This is a genomic window from Microtetraspora sp. NBRC 13810 (genome assembly GCF_030268685.1).
GTDB lineage: Bacteria > Actinomycetota > Actinomycetes > Streptosporangiales > Streptosporangiaceae > BSRQ01.
In genome coordinates, this window is sequence record NZ_BSRQ01000020.1 from 140,184 (window position 1) to 159,422 (window position 19,239).

Below are 19,239 nucleotides of genomic sequence, written 5' to 3' on the forward strand. Positions count from 1 at the left end.
GGAGGCGGTCGATGGGCGGCCGCGAGGCTTCGGCGCCGAAACTGCCCCGGGCGCAGCGCCGCGAGCAGATACTCGCCGCGGCCACCCCGATCTTCGCCCGTGCCGGCCATGCCGGGACGAGCCTGGACGACATCGCCGACGCGGCCGGGATCAGCCGCATGATCATCTATCGCCACTTCGACTCCAAGGCCGATCTGTACCGCGCGGCGATGAGACGGGCCGCCGACCACCTGGCCGGGGCCGTCGGTGACGAGCTCACGGATACCGCCGTCCATGCCCTGGTGAACTGGGCGTCCACCGAGCCCGCCGCGTTCCGGCTGCTCTTCCACCAGGCCGCCAGGGAGCCGGAGTTCCGGCAGGAGATCGCCGAGCTGCGCGCGGAGATGGCGGAGGCGGTCCACCGGAGCGTGGCCGAGGTGATCACCGACCCGGCATGGGCGACGTGGGCCGCGCAACTCTCCCTGACCGTCGCCATCGAAGGCGTCATGACCTGGCTGGACATCGGCCGGCCCGACCCTTCCGAGGCCGCGCTCCGGATCGACCGGGCGGTCAAAGCCGTCCTGCGGTCGGTCCACGGGCACTGACCCGCCGGTCTCCGCGCCGTGGCTCACGCCATGACACGTCGATCGAACTCGCCTGGCTTGCTAATCGCCACCTGGGACGCCGCGCCTTATACTTTTCAGATGCAAGCCAGGAGGTGGCGGGGGCCGCTTCCGGCTCGCCCGGATGAGCGCGGTCGTCGCTCAGGTTCCGGGCCGACGAGGAGGGCCGCGTTCCGGCCTGGGGGGTGAACGTCGCATGATGACGCTTCCGTTGGTCTCGACGGTCCGGGCGCGGTCGGTGGACGTTCCGATGGCCCGCCCCCTGCGTACCGCGTCCGGATCGATTCCCACGGCTCCGCTCCTGCTGCTCGACGTGGTCACCGAGAGCGGCGTCGTCGGACACGCGTACCTTTTCGCGTACAGCAGGCTGATGCTGCCGGCCATGACCGCGATCGTCGGTGAAGTGGCCTCGGGGCTGGCCGGAAGGTCCATCGCGCCCACGCGCTACATGCACGACATGCGGCGGGAATTCCGGCTACTCGGCACCCAGGGCTTGCTCGGCATGGTCCTGTCCGGGATCGAGATGGCACTCTGGGATGCTTTCGGCAAGACAGTCGACCAGCCCGTCGCCACCCTTCTGGGAGGTGCCCCGGTCGCGTTGCGGGCCTACGACAGCTACGGCATGGTCGACCTGCCGCGCGACGAGGCGGCCCTCCGGGAATCCGTGGAATCCGGGTTCCAGGCCGTCAAGATCAAGATCGGTTACCCGGACGCGGACCATGACGTGGCGGTCGTCCGGCGGGTGCGGGAGATCGTGGGCGACGACGTCGAGCTGATGGTCGACTACACCCAGGCGCTCGACCCGCCGGAGGCGTGCCGGCGCATCCGGCGCCTACGCGACTTCGATCTCTACTGGGTGGAGGAACCCGTCGCCGCCGAGGACCTGGCCGGCCATTCCTTCGTACGGCGGGCGACCCGGGCGAGGATCCAGACCGGTGAGAACTGGTGGTTCCCCGAGGGCTGCCGGGCGGCGATCGCGGCGTCGGCGAGCGACTTCGCCATGTTCGACCTCATGAAGATCGGCGGTTTCACCGGCTGGATGCTCGCGGCGGGTCAGGCGCACGCGGCCTCACTGCCCGTGTCCAGCCATCTTTTCGTCGAAGCGAGCGCGCACGCCATGGCCGTGACGCCCACCGGCGGCTGGATGGAGTACCTCGACCTCGCGGGCGCGATCCTCCAGGACCCGTGCCGGCCGGTCGACGGGCACGTCACGGCGGCCGGACCCGGGCTCGGGATCACCTGGAACGAGGCGGCGATCGAGCGATACGCGGTGTGACGGGGCGACCGGCCCGGGCGTCGTCACGGAGCCGTCACGGAGCCGTCGCGGTCCGGTGCTGGTGCACACGCAGTTGGACGGTGGCCAGGTCGAGCAGCGGAGTGTCCACCGACAGAGTCCGGGCGCGTCCCACGAGGTCGCCGAACACGTGCTCGACCTCCGTGGGCAGCCCGGCGACGACGTCGCGGTACATCGACGACGTGAAACCGGAACCCCGCTGCGTGACCGTCTCGGTGATCCAGGCGAGCTGGTCGGCAGGGAGGGGGTGACCGGCCGCGGCCGACACCGCCGCCGCCTCGGCGAGGATGGCGGGGCCCAGATCCGTGCCGCCGGGGACGTCGGCGATCTCCCCGACCGAGCCGCGGGCCAAGCAGGTCAACGCGCCGACGGTGACGATGAAGACCCACTTGTGCCACATGGCCGTGACGATGTCCGCCGTGACGGCGGTGTCGATGCCCTCGGCGGACAGCAGCCCGCAGACCTCCTGTACTCGCGGGGTCGGCCGGCCGTACTGCTCCCCGATGACGAGGTCCGCCATCGGAGCGAGCCGGACGATGTCCCCGGCCGCGTCGACGATCGTGGCGACCTTGACGACCCCGCCCAGCACCGCGTCCGCGCCGAACCGCGCGTTGAGCGCGTCGAGGTGCGCCATGCCGTTGAGGAAGGGCACGATCGAGGTTCCCCGGCCGACGGCAGGCGCCAGGTCTTCGATCGCCTGCGCCAGCCCGGTGCCCTTCACCGACAACAGGACGACGTCATAGGCATGGCTGATCTCTCCCGCAGTGATCAGCCGGGGTTCGATCAGCGTCCGCTCACCGAGACCGATGATGCGCAGCCCTCGTTCACGCAGTGTGGCGGCTCGGCGGGGGCGCACCAGGAAGGTGACGTCCCGGCCGGCCTCGGCGAGCCGCCCTCCGAAGAATCCCCCGGTCGCGCCGGCACCCACCACCAGGATTCTCTCCGCCTTGCCCTGCTCGGATTCCATCACCGCCCCTTTCCCATCCTGGCTTGCATATGGCAAGTCTAGCTGGGTGAACCGCAAGAGCGCTCGCGACGAGGGGGGAGGGCCTCAGGGGTGTTCGGCAGGCGGTGGCATCGCCGTACGCGGCGCGTCACCGCGTCGGGAGGAGCTTGTCCGGCCACACCGGACGCCAAAAGGCAAAGGCAAGGAGGTCATCCACTCCCTGCCACTTTCAAGGTATAGCGAACCGGGGGGCTTGCGGCAAGACCCGGGGCGTGCTGCAGAATCTCCAGCCGAAGCCGGCACCTGCGCAGTTCAGGGACTCGCGGTGCGGCTGCGTGCGCGCGCCCCGGACTGCGCGGGGCGGCCGGCCGAAACGCAACCTCGTCGAATGGGGGGATCATGATGGACGTGATCATTGCCGGTGGCGGACCGACCGGCTTGATGCTGGCGGCCGAGCTGCGGCTGCACGGCGTGCGGGTGGTCGTGCTGGAGAGGGACGCGGAGCCGACCGGGATTGTCCGCGCGCTCGGCCTGCACGCGCGCAGCATCGAGGTGATGGACCAGCGCGGTCTGCTGGATCGGTTCCTCGCGCTCGGCCGGCAGTACCCGCTCGGCGGCTTCTTCGCCGGCATCAGCAAGCCGTCCCCGGAGCGGCTGGACACCGCGCATGCGTACGTCCTCGGCATCCCGCAGACCACCACCGATCGCCTGCTGGCCGAGCACGCCACCGAGGTCGGCGCCGAGATCCGCCGCGGCTGCGAACTGGTCGGGCTGAGCCAGGACGCGGACGGGGTGACCGCCGAGCTCGCCGACGGTACGCGGTTGCGCTCGCGCTACCTCGTCGGCTGCGACGGCGGCCGCAGTACGGTGCGCAAGCTGCTCGGCGTCGGCTTCCCCGGCGAGCCCAGCAGGGTCGACACGCTGCTGGGCGAGATGGAGCTGACCGCGCCGCCGGAGACGCTGGCCGCCGTGGTGGCCGAAGTCCGCAAGACCCAGTTGCGGTTCGGCGCCATACCCCTCGGGGACGGGGTGTACCGCGTTGGCGTGCCCGCCGAGGGAGTGGCCGAGGACCGCTCGGTCCCGCCGACCCTTGAGGAGGTCAGGCGGCAGCTCCAGGTGGTCGCCGGCACCGACCTGGGCGTGCACTCACCACGCTGGCTCTCCCGCTTCGGCGACAGCACCCGGCAGGCCGAGCGCTACCGGGTCGGCAGGGTGCTGCTGGCCGGCGACGCGGCGCACATCCACCCGCCGGTGGGCGGGCAGGGGCTCGGCCTCGGCATCCAGGACGCGTTCAACCTCGGCTGGAAACTGGCGGCCGAGGTCGGCGGCTGGGCGCCGGAAGGGCTGCTGGACAGCTATCAGAGCGAACGGCACCCGGTGGCCGCCGACGTGCTGGCCAACACCCGCGCGCAGATGGAACTGCTGTCCACCGAGCCGGGGCCCCGGGCGGTACGCCGGCTGGTGGCCGAACTGATGGACTTCGAGGACGTGAACCGGTACCTGATCGAGAAGATCATTGCGATCGGGATCCGCTACGACTTCGGCGAGGGGCACGAACTGCTCGGCCGGCGGATGCGGGACGTGAAGCTGAAGCGGGGGCGCCTGTACGAGCTGACGCACGGCGGTCGCGGACTGCTGCTCGACCGGACCGGCCGGCTCTCGGTGGCGGGCTGGGCGGATCGGATCGACCACGTCGTCGACGGCAGCGACGAGCTCGACGTGCCCGCGGTGCTGCTGCGGCCGGACGGCCACGTGGCGTGGGTCGGTGAAGATCAGCAAGATCTGCTCGCCCGGCTGCCCAAGTGGTTCGGCGCCGCCGTCGGTTGAGCGCGCGGTTGTGGCTCGAAGGGGCGGGGTCCACCTCCGGCCGAGTGCGGCGAGGCGGGTGCCGTACCTCGCCGGTTCGAAGCTCCCTCAGCATTCCCGCAGCGCGGCGCGGGTCTGCGCGGTGGACATCGGCGGGGCGGGGAGGGGCCGGGCGGCGACGGCGCGCAGGCCGTCCAGGGTGAGGGCGAGGTGGCGCCGCCAGGCGCCCGGCGCCACCTCGCGGGTCGCCCTGACCGTCGCCGCCACTGCTCACTCCGGCGGAGCGCGCGATCTCTTCGAGCGGCACGTCGAGCCCCCGGTCCGCGAACAGCTCGCTGTTCGCCCAACCGGTGGCCAAGGCCGTGCCGCCGATCGCCGCGCTCGTCGACCGGCCGCCGGCCGAGCCGCTCACGGCCTGGCGGAAGGGCAGGCCCATCGGCCTCACCGTGGATCGGGACGAGGCGCGGCGTCTGGCGGAGACCGTCGACACCCTGACCGGGGACCGGCTCTGAGAGCGGTTCGTCCCCGCTTGACCTTGACACGGTGACAAGGTCTTCACTGTTGCCGAGGAGGTGCCGATGACCATGCGGCAACAGGACACGGATACGGACGCGATGCGAGTTTTGCAGGGGCTGGAGGACAGCCGCTCGTCGGTGCGGCTGCGGGCGGCGATGGCGGTCGGTACGACCCCTGACCCGCGGTTCGTCGGCAAGCTCATCGAACGATGCGCGATCGAGCCCGAATTCTACGTGCGGGACATGCTGACGTGGGCACTCACCCGCCACTCGGCGTCCACGACGATTCCCCAGCTTCTCGGCGAGCTCCGCTCGGAGCGTGCGCAGGCGCGAAGCCAGGCGCTGCACACGCTGTCCAAGATCGGGGATCGGCAGGCGTGGCCGGCGATCACCCGGGCGCTGCTGTCCGACGCCGACGATGAGGTGGCGCGGAGCGCTTGGCGGGCGGCGGTCGTGCTCGTGCCCGAGGGTGAAGAGCCCGAGTTGGCCGCGGTGTTGGCGACACAGCTCGGGCGCGGCGAACGTGAGACGCAGCTGAGCCTCAGCCGGGCGCTGGTGGCGCTCGGTGAGACGATGGTGCCCACGCTGCGCGCCGCGATGACGGATCCCGACCCGCGGGTGCGCGCGCACGCGATCGCCACGGAACGGCTGTTGCGCGACCCGGATGCCGGCTTCGAGTTCGCGATCGAGGAGGCCAAGCGAGTCGTTGCCCTCGGCGGCACCGGCAAGGGGGAGTGACAGGCCGTGTTGATCGGTGATGTGGCACGTCGGTCCGGGGTCAGCGCCCGTATGCTCCGGCATTACGACTCGCTCGGCCTGGTGCGGCCCACGGGTCGTAGCGGCGCAGGCTATCGGGAGTACTCCAGCGAGGACATTCGGCGGATCTTCCATATCGAGAGCCTGCGGTCCTTGGGGCTGTCGCTGCGTGACGTCGGGCGCGCGCTCGATGATCCCGGCTTCACGCCCTCGGAGCTCGTCGACGACCTCATCCGCCAGACGCGAGAGCGCATCGCGGCTGAGACGGAATTGCTCACGCGACTGCGTCGGATCGACGCCGTGGAACCCGCAGACTGGGAGGACGTGCTCCAGCTTGTCGCCCTCCTGCAGGCGTTGGGGGCGAAAAGCGCCGGTAAGCGCCAGCGCGCGGCCCTGTCCTCCGTCGAAGAGGTTCCGGTGCCAGTGGAAGCACTGGTCGAGGCGGCGCTGAGCGAGACGGACCCGTACGTCGCCGGAGCCCTCCGATGGGCTTTGGCGCAGTCGGGCGATGACGGACTGGCGCTGCTGGCGGAAGGTCTCGGCTCACCGGTGGCCGAGGTGCGCGAACGCGCCGTCCAGTCCATCGCCGAGATCCCGGACGATGAGGCGACCGCACTGCTGCGGGACGCCCTCGCGAACCCCGACACCGTGGTCCGCAGGTACGCGGCGCTGGCACTCGGGGCACGGGGAGTGGCCGACGCGATCCCGGCGCTCATCGATGTCGTCGTCGAGGGAACGAATGACGTCGATGCCGCCGACGCCCTGAGCGCGCTGGCGAGCCGTCCCGCGTCGGCGGATCAGATCGCCACCGGGCTCGTTGATCGCCTCGCCCGCGGCGGCGTCGGATCGCCCGCCCGCCGGCGGCTGACGCAGGCGCTCGCGGACATCCCGGGAACCATCGCGTCCCGAGCCCTCGCGGATCTGTCACACGACGAAGATCGTGCCGTCGCACTCACCGCGACATACATTCTCGGGATACGCGACGCTCTGTGACGGATCCTCCCTGGGGCTGTCACGCGCTTGCCCGCGGCGTTTCCGCGGTCGGTTTCAGCCACGGGGCGCCGCTGACCGGAGCGGCGGTCGACGCCTACGAGTCCTTCCTGAGCCGCGCGGCGGCCGACCTGTGAGGCGGCCGGGCACGTCCCGGCCCGCCGACCGCTTCACCGCCGTGCCCGGCCGGACCGTCCGGCTCAGCAGGCGGTACGGGTCGGCGTGGCGGCCCCGGGCGTCAGCTGGGCTGACCGGTGGGCATGATCGTGACCTGCTGGAGGTTCACGCGCGGCGGCAGTGTGGCGATGAAGCCGACGGTCTCGGCGATGTCCCGCGGGGTGAGCCACTCCATCGTCTCCTTGGAGCCCGCCAGCCACGCGAGGGCGCCCTCGTCGGTGACATGGCTCTGCAGCTCGGTACCGACGATGCCCGGTTCCAGCGCCGACACCCGCACGTTCCTGGCACCCAACTCGGCACGCAGATGACGGGACAGATGGGTGACGTACGCCTTGGTGCCCGAGTAGACGGCGAAGTTGGGGAAGATGTTCTGCGCCGCGATCGACGAAGTGTTGATCATGTCGGCCACGCCACGCTCGCCGGCGGCCCTGACCAACTGCGGGGTGAACGCGCCGATGACGTTCATCAGCCCGGTGATGTTCAGATCGATCTGGCGCTGCCACTGGTCGGTGGCCAACTCCTCGATCGGTGCGGGCAGCATGACACCCGCGTTGTTGAACAGCAGGTCGGCGTCGCCCAGCTCGGCCGCCACCCGGCCGGCGGCCGAGCGCACCGCCGCGGCGTCGGTGACGTCGACGGCGACCGCCAGGGCGGTGCCGCCGTTCCGCTCGATCCGGGAGACCAGTTCGCCCAGCCGGTCCGCGCGCCGGGCCAGGACGGCGACGCGCGCGCCGAGCCCCGCCAGGTGTTCGGCCGCGGCCTCGCCGATGCCGCTGGAGGCGCCGGTGACGACCGCAACGCGGCCGGTCAGGGGCTTGGCAAGGATTTCCGTGGACATGGAGCACTCCTATCGAATGGAGATCAAGAGGCGGTCCGGCCGGCAGCCGCCGCCCGCACCTCCAGCACATCACCTGTGAGGTCCGCCGACGGTGCTTGGGCGGGCCCTGAGCGGGCAGGTACCAGCAGGGCCACCCGGCGGGGAGTACGCCGGACGCGTCAGGCCCACACTGGAAACATGAACCGTAGGAGCGAGATCGCCGACTTTCTGCGCTCCCGTCACGCCCGTCCTGCGCCGCACCCACGGCACCAAGCACTACCGCCACCCCGTGGCCGGCGATCTCCACTTCGCCTATGAGTCCTTCCAGCCTCCCGGCGACCCCGACCAGACCCTGTGCGTCTACAACGTCGAACCCGGCTCCGCCACCGCCCAGGCCCTGCGGCTGCTGAGCAGCTGGACCGCCGCCGACACGTCCGCGGCCGGCACGTGAGCGCCGCCGCTACCGGCTCCAGGCGCCAGGAGAGAATCGCCGCTCCGGTGAGCGCGTCGATCCGCTGAAGACCCTCAGGGCTGGATCGCGCCTGGGGGCTCACTCCCCAGGCGGCTCAGCGCCCGCATGGCCTCGCGCTCTATGCGTGAAAGATCGCAGAGGATGGCGCCCGCCTGTTCGAGGCACTGCGCATCGCCTGATTCACCGGCTTCGGTGATCAGTGCTGCGGTTTCCGTCCAGAGGGTGGCCGCCTCGGTGTACAGGCCGTGGCCGGTGCGCAGGTGGCCGCTGTCGAGCAGGTGGGCGCATTCGCCGAGGAAGTCGCGGTAGAGGTTGCGGAACAGGGCGCCGCCGGTGCCGGCCTGCTCCATCAGGAGGGCAGCCTGCGGCAGGTCCCGCTGCGGGTCGCCGGTGCGCTGAAGCCATGCGCGCACCAGCTTGCCGGCCTTCTCGATGCCTCGGTGGCCGAGGTTGGCGATGGGCGGGTTGAGGAAGGCGTCCGCGCAGGCGGTGATGGCGGGAATGATCTGGTCCCGTGGGGAGGGCGGGTTCCTCGGAGCGTTCAGGGTGAAGGACCGGTGCCTGGCGGTCATCGGGCCGCGCGCGGCCCTGGCCTGGGCGAGACTGGTCAGGCTGGTGGACACGGCTCCGCCCTGCCGGTCGGTGTCCACCAGGTAGGCGTCGCGGTCGTCGTAGCCGTACATGGCGACGATGTGACCGCCGAAGTGCACCTTCGACCCGAAGTACTCCAGGTGGTAGCTGTCGAGCTGCAGTCCGACGGGGTCACCGGCGTCGATCGCGGCCACCACGTTCTCCCAGGCCCTGCGGGGCGAGGTCGTCTCCTGGACCAGGAGTTCCAGCCCGAGTCCGGTGGCCAGGTTTCTGGTGAGGTCGAAAGGCTTGACCCGTCCGCCGAGGAAGGGGAAGTCCATGTTCCTGCCGTCCCAGTAGACGAAGGACAGGCCGGAGCCGAGGCCGAAGAGCATGGGCTCGGACAGATCGAGCCCCTGGTGCCGCAGCAGCACCCCCAGAGCTGTCGTCTCGCAGTGCTGCGTACCGCGGGCGTCGATGCCTGTCACCGTGGTCATGCCATGCTTTCCTGGACGGGGATGATCAGCCGGGTCGTCAGTTCTTCTTGCGGTGCCTCTGCCGGTCCGGCGAGGTAGACCTCACGTACGGGGGCTCGGGGCCGCAGCCCGCGCTCGTGGATGGCGGAGAAGAGAGCGTTGTAGGCCAAGGGCAGCTGGGTGTAGGGCCCGACGTGCACGGTCTCGGCGACGGGCCCGCCGGGCAGCGCCTCGAACTCCAGGCCGGGCGTTTCGTCCCCCCGCGGCGTATGCACGCCGACGGTGATCTCCATCCGTTCTTCCAGATCCAGCGGATACAGCGCCCACAGCGGCGGCTCCCATGCGATTCCCGCCTTGCCGAGCACGGGCAGCAGCCGGCCTGCGCACTCCTCGACCTTCCCCCCGATCTCCGCAGGGGTGCACAGCGCCCGCACCACTGCCAGCCGTCGCTCCGGCTCTCTGCTCATCGTCACGTCATAGCCGGGCAGGCCGCCCTCCGCCAGCCGTCCCAGCATCTCCAGTCGTGCCCGGTCCCTGCTGATCCGCTCGGCCAGCCGGTCCCGCTCGGCGCGCAGAATCTGCGCCCTCGCCCCAGGTTCGGCCGCCAGCGCCTGGGCGATCACAGCCAGCGGGAGATCCATCTCGCGGAGCAGGGCGATGGTCAGGGCGTCACGTGCCTGTTCAGGTGCGTAATAGCGGTAGCCGGAGTCGGCGTCCACGCGGACCGGAGCCAACAGCCCCATCTCGTCGTAGTGCCGTAGCTGCTTGACGCTGAGCCGGCACAGACGGGCGAAGCGCCCGATGGTGAGAAGTTCGTCTTGCACCCCTTCATGGTGGACTCTCCCATGGGGGGAGAGTCCACCGCCGGATCGGCGCAGGAACGTCTCGTGGATGCATCGCCGATTGAAGGTTCACCGCGACGGGAGCAGGGTTTTCGCGGAAAAGTTTACATCGAGTGTTCAACGATACCGTTGAAGGTATGGATATCAAGGACACGGCCCGGCCGGCCGACGGCGCGGGTGTCTCGGCCTTCCTCCGGTCGCTTCCCGCCAAGCCTCTGCTGCTCGGCCTGGGGGAGGCCAGGCACTTCGTGGGGGAGCTCGGCGAGTTGCGCAACGAGATCTTCCGGCACCTGGTCGAGCACGAGGGCTACCGGTCGTTCGCCGTCGAGAGCGACTGTCTCATGGGCCTCGTGGTGGACGACCACATCACGACGGGCGCGGGCACACTCGATGACGTCATGGAGCGCGGCTTCAGCCACGGCTTCGGCGCGTCACCGGCCAACCGCGAGCTCGTGCGCTGGATGCGGGCGTACAACGAGGAGCATGACGAAAAGGTCCGGTTCTTCGGGTTCGACGGCCCGCTGGAGTATTGGGCGGCGAGCCCGCGCCAGCCGCTCACCGCCCTCTACGCCCTGCTCGACGGCCCGCTGCCCTGTACCGCGGAAACCCTCGACGCGCTGCTCGGCCCGGACGACCGGTGGTCCAACGAGGCCACGGCCATGGATCCGTCCCAGTCGATCGGCCGGTCCGCCGACGCCCAGCGGCTTCGGCTGATCGCCGACGACCTGGTGGCGCTGCTCGACACGCAGGCGCCGCGGCTGAGCGCGGAGGACAGGGAGCGGGCGGGACTGTACGGGCGCACCGCCGTCGGCCTGCTTCGCTACCACTACTGGATGGCCGACGCGTCCCCGGCACGGTGGGCCCGGCTGTCGGCCCTGCGGGACGCGATGATGGCCGCCAACCTGCGTGCCGTCGCCGAGCGCGGCCCGGCCCTGGTCTTCGCGCACAACCTCCACCTGCAGCGCAACGAGAGCTCCATGTCGTTCGGCGACCAGATGCTGGGGTGGTGGAGCGCGGGGGCGATCATCGGGACGTACCTGGGCGACCGGTACGCCTTCCTGGCCTCGGCCCTCGGCACGGCCGGCGACAACACCCCGCCCCCGGACACCGTCGAGGGCATCCTCTCCACGCTCCCGTGGGACCACTCTCTCATCGACGCCCGCCGCCTGGCCGAGGTCGTCACGAAGCCCACCCCGCGCATCTCCCACGATTTCCGCTATTTCCCGCTGGACCCGGCCCAGCTCGACACGATCGACGGCATCGTCTTCCTCAAGCAGCCTGTCAGGCTGGGCTGACACGCACCCGCATCAAAGGTGGACGGTCGCCTCGCCTCACCTCGCCGGCCGCCAAGGTCGGCTGCCGGGAAAGGAAGGCGCCCGTCCCCGTGCGGGACTACCGGGAGCATCCGGACAGGCAAGGGGAGTAAGCCCGAGTTTCGGCCGCTTCCGTAGTCAGCTCTTTACACTTGGTGCTCGTGGCAGATCTCGGCTACTTCGACGCCTGGCAACTCTGGTTCTCGGGCGCACCCACCACAGGTCATCTGCTCCACGGCGTACCGATGCTGTGGGTGGGCCGAGTGGGGAAGATCGTGGCCTTCCTCGCCTGCTCGCCTCGTGACACCTGGCCAGAGCGGACCTGGACAACGTCTCCTTTCGCTCCTTCCACCGGCCTCGATCGGCGGCTTGTTCGGGGAGTAGGACCCACTGTTCGCCGCAACATTCGGACGTGTCTGCGGCGTGCGGAGCTTGTTGCCTTCACCGTGACACAGCCTCCCCGGCGAGGGCGTCATGTCAGTGTGGAGACCAGTGGGGCGTCCCGGCGCTGACGACGGACCAAGGGGGCCAGCATGCGCTGGACGATGAAGTACTCGGCGACGAGGACGTTACCCAGGATGGACGCCCATACGGCGGTGGTGTAGATCGCCTCAAACCCCGTCGAGGGGGACAGTTGCAGGCCGAGGAGCAGGTAGACGCGCAGGGTGACCGCGGCGAACGTCAGAGCGTAGTTACGGATCATCCAGATCCGGTGCAGTTGCACCTCGCCGCGGCGGATGCTCCGGTAAGCCATGGCGAGGGTGTACAGCCACGCCAGCACGAGGATGAAGAACGCGACCTGGACCGCGAAGCCGCTGATCGTGACCGCGGCATTGATCGCGGCCGCGGTGGACGCGATCACGACGGAGATCATGTATACCCGGCCGACGACGCGGTGCAGCTTGGGCCGGCGGACGCGGAGGCGGTTGACGAACTGCAACGGCCCGAGGGCCAGGGCGAGGGCACCTGGGACGGCGTGCACCATCAGGGACAGGTAGTGCAGCGCCACCTCCGGGTTGAGCGGCAACGGGGCGTCGGCCGCGTCTCCGGTCAGGTACGGCGGTACCGACCCGACGGCGAAGCCGACCGCAGACACTGCCATCAGCCCCCACAGCGCCCACCACTTCCGGCCGCGGATGGAGCGTGCTCTCGTCGTGGACATCGGGTGTCCCTTCACTGTCTGGGGTGGTCGAGGAACGGCTGCCGGCCGCCGCGGGGAACGCGTTGCGTCCCGGATGTCGCCGCCGCCGCGGGGAGGTGCTGATCATGCATCGGTGGCCTTCGCGTATGCGGCGAGACCGTCGGCCATGCGTTGCATGAAGCGGGTCAGGTACCACTGCCAGAAACCACCCGAAAGCGGCACCTTGGGGTTGAAGATGGCAGACCACGTGATATGCGTGCCCCCGCCGGACACCGCGGCGAGATCGATCGTCCCCCGGTACGAACGGAAGGGCCCGCTCACGATGTCGTAGACGAACCGCCGATTGTCGATCAGTTCGACGATCCGCTCCCGGGAGACGCTGCGGCCGCTGCGGAAGATCCTGGTGTCACCGACCCGCTGCCGATCCTCAGGATCGCCGTGCTCGACATCGGCGGAGTCGATCGGTGACCACCGGGGCCAGGTGGCCGCATGGACGAGCGCCGCGAAGAGGGCGTCAGGAGTAGCCTGCGAGCGTGCGGTCACGCCATAGGAGTACGGCATGCACCTCAACGTAGAAGCTGCCGACGTCGCCGGACATGCGGGCGATTGCCGTCGATCGATCAGTTCTTGCGGTACGTCGAGGGGCGGACACCCGTATGGCGCAGGAATGCCGACGACAACGCGCCCGGACTGGCGAATCCGCACCGCGGGGCGATCTGCTCGATGCTGAGTGAAGTGGTGGACAGCAGCCGCCGCGCCTGCTCGATCCGTAACCGGGTGAGGTACCGGTGCGGTGTCTCGCCGGTAGCCTGCCGGAAAACCCGGACAAAGTGGTACACGCTCAAATGGACCTCGGCGGCGATCGTGGCCAGCGTCAGAGAATCCGCCAGGCGATCTCGCATGATGGCGACGCTCGCCCGGACGGCGGCATGCTCCGGACCGGGCAGGCGCACGTCCCTGCCCAGAGTCAGCACGTGCGTCGAGAGAAACGCCGCAGCGGACTCCGCGTACAGGTCACCGGCGCCGCCGGCGCCCGGCAGCGCACGAAGAAGCTGCTCGACGACCGGATCCCCCGCTCGTAGGGCGGCGGACAGCCCCTCGAAGTCAGGCTCACGACCACCTAGCCCCCTGGCAGCCTCCCGGACGGCCGATGAGGGAACGTGCACCTGAACGGTCCGCAACTTGGACGTCGCCCGATAAGTGAAGGAAGTGGCGCGCCCGGGAACCATGAGCTCCAGGTGGCCCGGCACCCACCGCCGCTGGGCGGGCCTGCCACCGGCGTACAGCCGAGCGTCCGCGTTCCCCGCCAGGCACAACACAATATGCAGGTCAGACACCGCGGGCAGCGGAAGATGCTCGGCTTCGGACGCGTGGTCGAAACTCTGTACCAGCAGCGACCGCCAACCGGCGTTGTCCCAGCTGTTGTACGTATGCCGCACATACACCGCTGTGTCGAAATCTGCATAAGCCGAAGTGTCGAAGTCAGGCGAATCGAACACACCACGAGTTTAGTCGCCGGTCAGATGCCTTACACGGCTCCCGAACCCAGGCTGCCCCGCACAAGGCCGCCCGGCACTAATAAGCGGAAGTCCCAGGTGGTGGCGTGCGCCCCCGGAGCCGGCCTGCGACGAGGGCGTTAAGCAGAGACGGAACCGCTGCCACCTACTCGCCACGGTCAGAGTTACGACAAGACGGCGCAGATGTGGGACATCGACGATCGGTCATAGCTCCACGACGTCGACTTCCAGGGGTCATCACGCACCTCGACGGCCCTCCACTCCCGAACATGTCCCCAGCCGCCAGGTAGGCACCCGGGGTGGCTCCTGAATCTTCCCCCGGCGGGTACGGCCCGCCGTGCTGGGTGGCCCTCACCTCCGGGTGGGGCCGCCCAGCACACCTGACGTGCGTTGATTCTGTCCGGGTCCTCCTCCGGGCCATAGTGCTGTAGACCTGCGCCACAGCCAGGGCCTCGCACCAGCCAGTGGAGCGAGACCCTGGCTGCGAGGGGATCAGCTTCCGGTGAGGCGGAGGACTGGTGGCTCGACGTTCACCTGTTGGGGAGCGGGGACAGTGAAGTGACGCCAGGCCGTGGCCCAGCGCATCCTGTCTTCTTGGGTTCCGCCAAGGACTGTGACGAAGGTGTCCACGAGGTCCAACTTTCGGGGCACAGTCTGGGCGTTAAGCATGTTCCGGAAAGTGGAGTGCGAGATCTTCTGCCCGCACGACTGAGACATCTCCCTGAGGCTCGGGTTTTTGGCCCACACCCGGTAGCGCCTCATCGTGTCGACGAATTCCTCCTCGGTCTGCGCGTCAAGGGGGTTCGGCTTGGAATCGCGCCCAGCAACATCAGCGATCGCGGGCTCAACGACCGCCCGAGCCCTTACTCGTTTGGCGAATATCCGAGCCTGCTCCTCGCGTTCCTTCTCACGTTCCTGCTCAAGCGCGCGATCTTTGCGCTTGTAGCGTTCATTGACAAGACGCACATGCGCCTTCTCTGTCAGATCAAGCGCCTGGAACTGGGCGAGGATCGCGTCGATGGTGCGCTTTTCGGTGCCGCACAAGAGAAGGAACGACACGAGGAAGGCATTGTTGTCTCTGACTAACTGGAGGGTGATGACTCGGGCCAGCTCGACCTCGCTCACCCCCATCCGCTCCGCAAGCATGGGCAGCGAGCCTGCTTGGTTGGCGATGCCCGCCAGTTCCATAGCGAGGCGGGCGCGCATCTCCAACCGTCTGCGTGATGCCTCCGCAATTTTCTCGGCGAGAATTTCAGCACTGTAGGAGGCGATGGTTGCGGAGCTCAGAGACAGGTACTCCTCTGACACGCTGCGGTTCTCTCCGTCCCGCTCTGGGGAGGGGGTCATGCCCACCGCGGCCCCCCTCTGTCATCGTCATCGGGGCCGGGAAGGCGCCGGATGATTTCTGCCCCCGCGGCGCAGACGATGATGGTCATGGCGAGCGCATGGTGGGGGTCATTACCATGACCGACCAGGCCCACGAATGTGGTGGTGAAGATCGAGAACAGGCCCAGGCGGTATTCATAGCCTGGGCGTGGAGAGTCGGGCTCTCCTCTGGGCGCGGCAAGGCCGGCGTCGGGCACGGAGTTCCTCTCGAAATCTTCTGGCCCCGGGGGTTGCGAAAACCCCCGGGGTGACACGGACAGGACTTTTCATCGCCTTCCGTCGGGGTGGAGCCCAACGTGAAGCAAAGCGATAGTCCGTATCATGCCTCATCGGACGCGCTGTTGCCACGCGACTACAACGCACCAGAGACCCCTGGGAGAACAGGGTGCAGCTCTATGCAAGATCTCGTGACGCAAAACCGTCTAACTCTGTTGAGGATTGTAAAAAAACGTAAACCATCGTACAGAGCTGTCCAGAAATGGAATCGCAGTTCGCTAATGTTGAGGGTAACGCGTTGTAATAGCGGAGTCGTTATCACACGTGGTTCCTGCGGCTTGATCTTGTGACACGGACAGGCAGCGGGGCGACCGGTGAGTCCAGTGGAGTGGATCTCACCCAACAAGGGGGACCGGCGGCCAAGTCCGCGGTCCCCTTTGTTGATGGACAGGCAGGCAGTTCTTCCGGGGGGCCTGACGGCTTGCAGGCGGGCCGCTCGGCGTGCTCATGGTCTTAGCCGGACAGTGCGCAGATGCCCGAGTGGGCTCACGATGATCGTGATCTTGTACAGAATCAGCCGCGCCACCATCTACCGCCACCTCAACCCCAACAGATGAAGCCGCTGTGTGCGCAGGGCGGTGTTAGCCTGCTGGCCGTGTCTGTTGATGATCATCGCTTACCTGGCCATGGTGGTAGGGATTCCTCGGAGGAAGCATCAGCTGAGGAGATGCTGGGTGATGCACGTTTCTTGATCCACGCTGACCCGGATGAGGTGCTGGCGCTCGCGTCGCGAGCAGTGGGGACCGAGGCGCGGTTGGCTGCGGCGGTTTACCGCACGTCCGTTGGCCGGCATCGTGACCTGCCGCCCGCCGCGCGGCGCCAGGTTCTGGTCGTGGACGCCGCACGGTGGCAGGCCGGTGACTTGTGCCGACGGCTCGCTGAGGTACCGGACGAGTGCGGCGCGGAGGCTCCGTACCGGGTCGAGTGGGCAACGGGCACGTCGCTGGAGGGCGCGCTGCTGTGGTCGGCCGATCTGCCGGACCACGAAAAACTGGGGTCGGCCGGCGTCTGGGCGATGGCCGCCGGCGGGCCGCCGGGCCAGGCCATGGTGACCGTCGCGTCCCGGGGCAGTGAGGGTTGGACCTGGGATCTGCTGTCGGGCAGATGCGTCGGCAGGCCCGCATTCGACGACGGAGGGGTCGAAGCCCTGGAGACCGGGGTGCTCGACGGTCGTCGATCGCTGATCGTCAGCGGGTACAGCATCGTCGGCGGCCTCGTGCGGGTGAGTGTGTGGGTGATGGACCTCGACTCCGGGCGGCGCGTCGGCTCGCCGTTCGTCACCGAAGGAAGCAAGAGCGATCCTCTCGCTGTCACCACGGTGGCGGGGCGTCCGGTCGCGATCTCCGGCGGATCGGCGGCGAGGGTCTGGGACCTGCTCGCGGGGCGCCCGCTGGGCAGCCCGTTTGAGGCGCACAACGGCACGAGGGTGATCTCGATCGCCTCGACGACCCTGGACGGCCGCGCGGTCGCGGTCACCGGTGACGACGACGGCCTCGTGCGGGTGTGGGATCCCCTCGACGGGACGGAGGTCGCGGCACCGATCGAGACGTCCGGCAAGCCGGAAAGCCTGCTCGCCCTGTCCCTCGACGGTCGCCCCGTCGTGGTCTGCGGTGGCGGCGGCTACGACGGCCCGGTCGAAGTCCGGGACCTACGCGATGGAACACTCATCCGCGAACTGCTGCCCGATGGCGTGCTGGCCTGGCGCGGCCGGTCGCTCGCGGCCGCTGAACTTCATGGCCGCCCGATCCTGGTCGCCCTCGGCCGTGATGGGCGCCTGCGCGTGCTGGACCCGTCCACGGGTGAGCCGTTGTGCGCCCCCTTGCCGCCGGGGCGCGGAAGACCCGATGCTGTTCGCGTGGCCGAGGCCGACGGCCGTCCGATCGCCGTCACCAGCGGCTTCCACTCGCCCGTGGTGCAGGCCTGGGACCTGGCCGCCGCGTGTGCCGCACCCGTTGCCGAGCGGCCACGCAGCCTGCCTGGCGACATCACCACCCTGACGGTCGGGAAGGTCAACGGCCGCGAGGTCATCGTCACGGCTCACCACGACGACCCCACCAAAGACGCCAGACGGGGCGAGGGCTATGTGTGCGTCACCGACCTGGCCGACGGCACTCCGGTAGGACCCGCCATCCCCACCGGGAAAGGACAGATCCGGCTCGCCCTGGCCGACCTCCACGGCACCCCCGTCGCGGTGATCAACTGTAACCGGCGGTTCCAGCCGCGGCTGCTGCGCCTGCCCGGCGGTCAGGACGTGGACATCACCTTCCGGACCCCGCACTACAAGCAGGACCACCACGGCCACATCACCGCAGTCGCCACCGGCCACCTGGACGACCGCCCCGTGGTGGTGACCGGAGGAGGGTACAACGAAGCGCGCGTGTGGTTCCTGGACAACGGCTCCATGTGCACGTCCGTCACCGGGCGAGGTGATGATTACACCCATGTCACCGCCGTAGCCGTCGGCTCGCTACGAGGCCGCCCGGTAGCGGTCACCGCCGGACACGGATTCGACACACCCGAGTTACGGGTGTGGTGGCTGTCCAGCGGCCGCAAGGTCTGCCAGCCGGACACCGGTCACAGCGGAGCGGTGAACACCGGTCACAACGGGGCGGTGAACGCTGCCGCGCTCGGCACCCTGGACGGCGTCCCGGTCGTGGTGACCGGCAGCGCGGATCGCACCGTCCGGGTCTGGGACCTGAACAGCGGACGACTGGTCCGCGATCCCCTCATGGGACACACGGCGGCAGTGCTGGCCGTGGTCGTGGCAGAACTGGACGGCCGCCCGGTCGTGGTGACCGGGGGAGCGGATCGCACCGTCCGGGTCTGGGACCCGGACAGCGGCCGTCAACTACAGCAAGCGGACCTGCCGGGCGCGGTGTCGCACGTCGCCGTCGCGTCGGGTGGTCGGCTGATCGTGGCGTTCGGTGACGACATCGCCGTCCTGGCACTCCAAAGCCTGGCAGCGGAGAGGGAGTCGTGAGAAGGCCTGACTACGGCCGCTGTACCAAGAGCCTGCGCTGCGTCGACCCGCCGCACTGGGCGACCCCCGGGGACCGAACTCCAGCCACCAGATGCGGCAGCGTGGCAGCGCATCAGCATCGGACAACGACACGATCGTGAACTACTCCGGTCCGCCCAACTGCGCAGCAGCCGCGCCGCCGCCCAGCGGCAGACGCTTGGCGACGTCCAGCCGTACCTCGCCGTAGGGCTGGACGTGCTGTCGGAACAGCGGTGTCAACCCGCGCCGCAGCCGGGCCACGATGTTGTCGACCTGGCCGAACGCCGCCAGCCCCGCCGCGGACCAGGCACCGACCGAGCGCTGGATCTCGACCTGCAGCCCTGG

The 19,239-nt window shown here is 69.2% G+C and carries 18 protein-coding genes and 1 pseudogene; 10 read left to right on the plus strand and 9 right to left on the minus strand.

Translation table 11 applies throughout. The features are described from left to right. Nucleotides 1–11 precede the first annotated feature (11 nt). Together QSK26_RS32045 and QSK26_RS32050 are read left to right on the plus strand one after the other, a co-directional pair. A complete protein-coding gene (locus tag QSK26_RS32045) occupies nt 12–584 on the plus strand; it encodes a TetR/AcrR family transcriptional regulator (RefSeq protein WP_285779041.1) in 573 nt (190 codons plus the stop codon). 217 nt (nt 585–801) lie between these two features. After that, entirely contained in the window at nt 802–1,878 is a 1,077-nt protein-coding gene (locus tag QSK26_RS32050) for an enolase C-terminal domain-like protein (RefSeq protein WP_285779042.1), read from the plus strand. A gap of 34 nt (nt 1,879–1,912) precedes the next feature. On the opposite strand, the gene QSK26_RS32055 is transcribed toward QSK26_RS32050, so the two are convergent. Beyond that, nucleotides 1,913–2,863 carry a ketopantoate reductase family protein gene (locus QSK26_RS32055; protein WP_285779043.1) on the minus strand — a complete coding sequence of 317 codons (951 nt, stop codon included), beginning with the start codon at nt 2,861–2,863 and terminating at the stop codon, nt 1,913–1,915. A 378-nt stretch (nt 2,864–3,241) separates the two neighbouring features. Here QSK26_RS32055 and rox point away from each other — a divergent pair, with 378 nt between their 5' ends. Beyond that, nucleotides 3,242–4,669 (plus strand): rifampin monooxygenase, encoded by a 1,428-nt coding sequence (gene rox / locus QSK26_RS32060; protein ID WP_285779044.1) that lies wholly within the window; start codon nt 3,242–3,244, stop codon nt 4,667–4,669. 87 nt (nt 4,670–4,756) lie between these two features. Here rox and QSK26_RS32065 read toward each other — a convergent pair whose 3' ends face one another. Continuing rightward, the gene (locus QSK26_RS32065; protein WP_285779045.1) at nt 4,757–4,915 is read right to left on the minus strand and encodes a hypothetical protein; all 159 of its coding nucleotides are present in this window, start codon (nt 4,913–4,915) and stop codon (nt 4,757–4,759) included. A gap of 83 nt (nt 4,916–4,998) precedes the next feature. Here QSK26_RS32065 and QSK26_RS32070 point away from each other — a divergent pair, with 83 nt between their 5' ends. The 4 genes from QSK26_RS32070 to QSK26_RS32085 all read left to right on the plus strand — a co-directional run bounded on the left by QSK26_RS32070 (nt 4,999) and on the right by QSK26_RS32085 (nt 7,046). After that, a complete protein-coding gene (locus QSK26_RS32070; protein ID WP_285779046.1) occupies nt 4,999–5,160 on the plus strand; it encodes a hypothetical protein in 162 nt (53 codons plus the stop codon). 66 nt (nt 5,161–5,226) lie between these two features. Continuing rightward, nucleotides 5,227–5,901, plus strand: coding sequence for a HEAT repeat domain-containing protein (locus tag QSK26_RS32075; protein WP_285779047.1), 675 nt, complete (start codon nt 5,227–5,229; stop codon nt 5,899–5,901). Between the two features lie 6 nt (nt 5,902–5,907). Further along, nucleotides 5,908–6,912, plus strand: coding sequence for a HEAT repeat domain-containing protein (locus QSK26_RS32080; protein ID WP_285779048.1), 1,005 nt, complete (start codon nt 5,908–5,910; stop codon nt 6,910–6,912). After that, nucleotides 6,909–7,046: a hypothetical protein gene (locus tag QSK26_RS32085; protein WP_285779049.1), complete on the plus strand. Its 138-nt coding sequence runs from the start codon at nt 6,909–6,911 to the stop codon at nt 7,044–7,046. Before QSK26_RS32080 ends, QSK26_RS32085 begins: the two co-directional genes overlap by 4 nt. Nucleotides 7,047–7,147: 101 nt before the next feature. On the opposite strand, the gene QSK26_RS32090 is transcribed toward QSK26_RS32085, so the two are convergent. Next, entirely contained in the window at nt 7,148–7,924 is a 777-nt protein-coding gene (locus QSK26_RS32090) for an SDR family oxidoreductase (RefSeq protein WP_285779050.1), read from the minus strand. 226 nt (nt 7,925–8,150) lie between these two features. On the opposite strand from QSK26_RS32090, the pseudogene QSK26_RS32095 reads away from it, so the two are divergent. Further along, nucleotides 8,151–8,354, plus strand: a pseudogene (locus tag QSK26_RS32095) (MmyB family transcriptional regulator); the annotation flags it as partial. 74 nt (nt 8,355–8,428) lie between these two features. Here the strand turns inward: QSK26_RS32095 and QSK26_RS32100 are convergent. Together QSK26_RS32100 and QSK26_RS32105 are read right to left on the minus strand one after the other, a co-directional pair. Continuing rightward, complete coding sequence (locus tag QSK26_RS32100) at nt 8,429–9,442, minus strand: BtrH N-terminal domain-containing protein (protein WP_285779051.1); 1,014 nt, start codon at nt 9,440–9,442, stop codon at nt 8,429–8,431. Further along, a complete protein-coding gene (locus tag QSK26_RS32105) occupies nt 9,439–10,245 on the minus strand; it encodes a MerR family transcriptional regulator (protein WP_285779052.1) in 807 nt (268 codons plus the stop codon). The genes QSK26_RS32100 and QSK26_RS32105 overlap by 4 nt, the downstream gene beginning before the upstream one ends. Nucleotides 10,246–10,400: 155 nt before the next feature. Between QSK26_RS32105 and QSK26_RS32110 the strand changes: the two genes are divergently transcribed. Then, on the plus strand, nt 10,401–11,558 hold the full coding sequence (locus tag QSK26_RS32110; protein WP_285779053.1) for an erythromycin esterase family protein: 1,158 nt from the start codon (nt 10,401–10,403) through the stop codon (nt 11,556–11,558). A 490-nt stretch (nt 11,559–12,048) separates the two neighbouring features. On the opposite strand, the gene QSK26_RS32115 is transcribed toward QSK26_RS32110, so the two are convergent. The 4 genes from QSK26_RS32115 to QSK26_RS32130 form a co-directional block, all read right to left on the minus strand. Beyond that, nucleotides 12,049–12,738, minus strand: a complete 690-nt coding sequence (locus QSK26_RS32115; RefSeq protein WP_285779054.1) for a DUF2306 domain-containing protein — start codon at nt 12,736–12,738, stop codon at nt 12,049–12,051. A gap of 102 nt (nt 12,739–12,840) precedes the next feature. After that, on the minus strand, nt 12,841–13,278 hold the full coding sequence (locus QSK26_RS32120) for an SRPBCC family protein (RefSeq protein WP_285779055.1): 438 nt from the start codon (nt 13,276–13,278) through the stop codon (nt 12,841–12,843). A 59-nt stretch (nt 13,279–13,337) separates the two neighbouring features. After that, a complete protein-coding gene (locus tag QSK26_RS32125; protein WP_285779056.1) occupies nt 13,338–14,216 on the minus strand; it encodes an AraC family transcriptional regulator in 879 nt (292 codons plus the stop codon). A 510-nt stretch (nt 14,217–14,726) separates the two neighbouring features. After that, on the minus strand, nt 14,727–15,542 hold the full coding sequence (locus QSK26_RS32130; RefSeq protein WP_285779057.1) for a hypothetical protein: 816 nt from the start codon (nt 15,540–15,542) through the stop codon (nt 14,727–14,729). A 1,021-nt stretch (nt 15,543–16,563) separates the two neighbouring features. On the opposite strand from QSK26_RS32130, the gene QSK26_RS32135 reads away from it, so the two are divergent. After that, entirely contained in the window at nt 16,564–18,876 is a 2,313-nt protein-coding gene (locus QSK26_RS32135) for a WD40 repeat domain-containing protein (RefSeq protein ID WP_285779058.1), read from the plus strand. Nucleotides 18,877–19,239: the final 363 nt, after the last annotated feature.

Excerpts from the sequence above, each read along its gene's own strand:
- QSK26_RS32045 (WP_285779041.1), top strand. The coding sequence starts at position 12 with ATGGGCGGCCGCGAGGCTTCGGCGCCGAAACTGCCCCGGGCGCAGCGC.
- QSK26_RS32050 (WP_285779042.1), top strand. The coding sequence starts at position 802 with ATGACGCTTCCGTTGGTCTCGACGGTCCGGGCGCGGTCGGTGGACGTT.
- QSK26_RS32055 (WP_285779043.1), bottom strand. The coding sequence starts at position 2,863 with ATGGAATCCGAGCAGGGCAAGGCGGAGAGAATCCTGGTGGTGGGTGCC.
- rox (WP_285779044.1), top strand. The coding sequence starts at position 3,242 with ATGATGGACGTGATCATTGCCGGTGGCGGACCGACCGGCTTGATGCTG.
- QSK26_RS32075 (WP_285779047.1), top strand. The coding sequence starts at position 5,227 with ATGACCATGCGGCAACAGGACACGGATACGGACGCGATGCGAGTTTTG.
- QSK26_RS32090 (WP_285779050.1), bottom strand. The coding sequence starts at position 7,924 with ATGTCCACGGAAATCCTTGCCAAGCCCCTGACCGGCCGCGTTGCGGTC.
- QSK26_RS32100 (WP_285779051.1), bottom strand. The coding sequence starts at position 9,442 with ATGACCACGGTGACAGGCATCGACGCCCGCGGTACGCAGCACTGCGAG.
- QSK26_RS32110 (WP_285779053.1), top strand. The coding sequence starts at position 10,401 with ATGGATATCAAGGACACGGCCCGGCCGGCCGACGGCGCGGGTGTCTCG.
- QSK26_RS32115 (WP_285779054.1), bottom strand. The coding sequence starts at position 12,738 with ATGTCCACGACGAGAGCACGCTCCATCCGCGGCCGGAAGTGGTGGGCG.
- QSK26_RS32120 (WP_285779055.1), bottom strand. The coding sequence starts at position 13,278 with ATGCCGTACTCCTATGGCGTGACCGCACGCTCGCAGGCTACTCCTGAC.
- QSK26_RS32135 (WP_285779058.1), top strand. The coding sequence starts at position 16,564 with ATGCTGGGTGATGCACGTTTCTTGATCCACGCTGACCCGGATGAGGTG.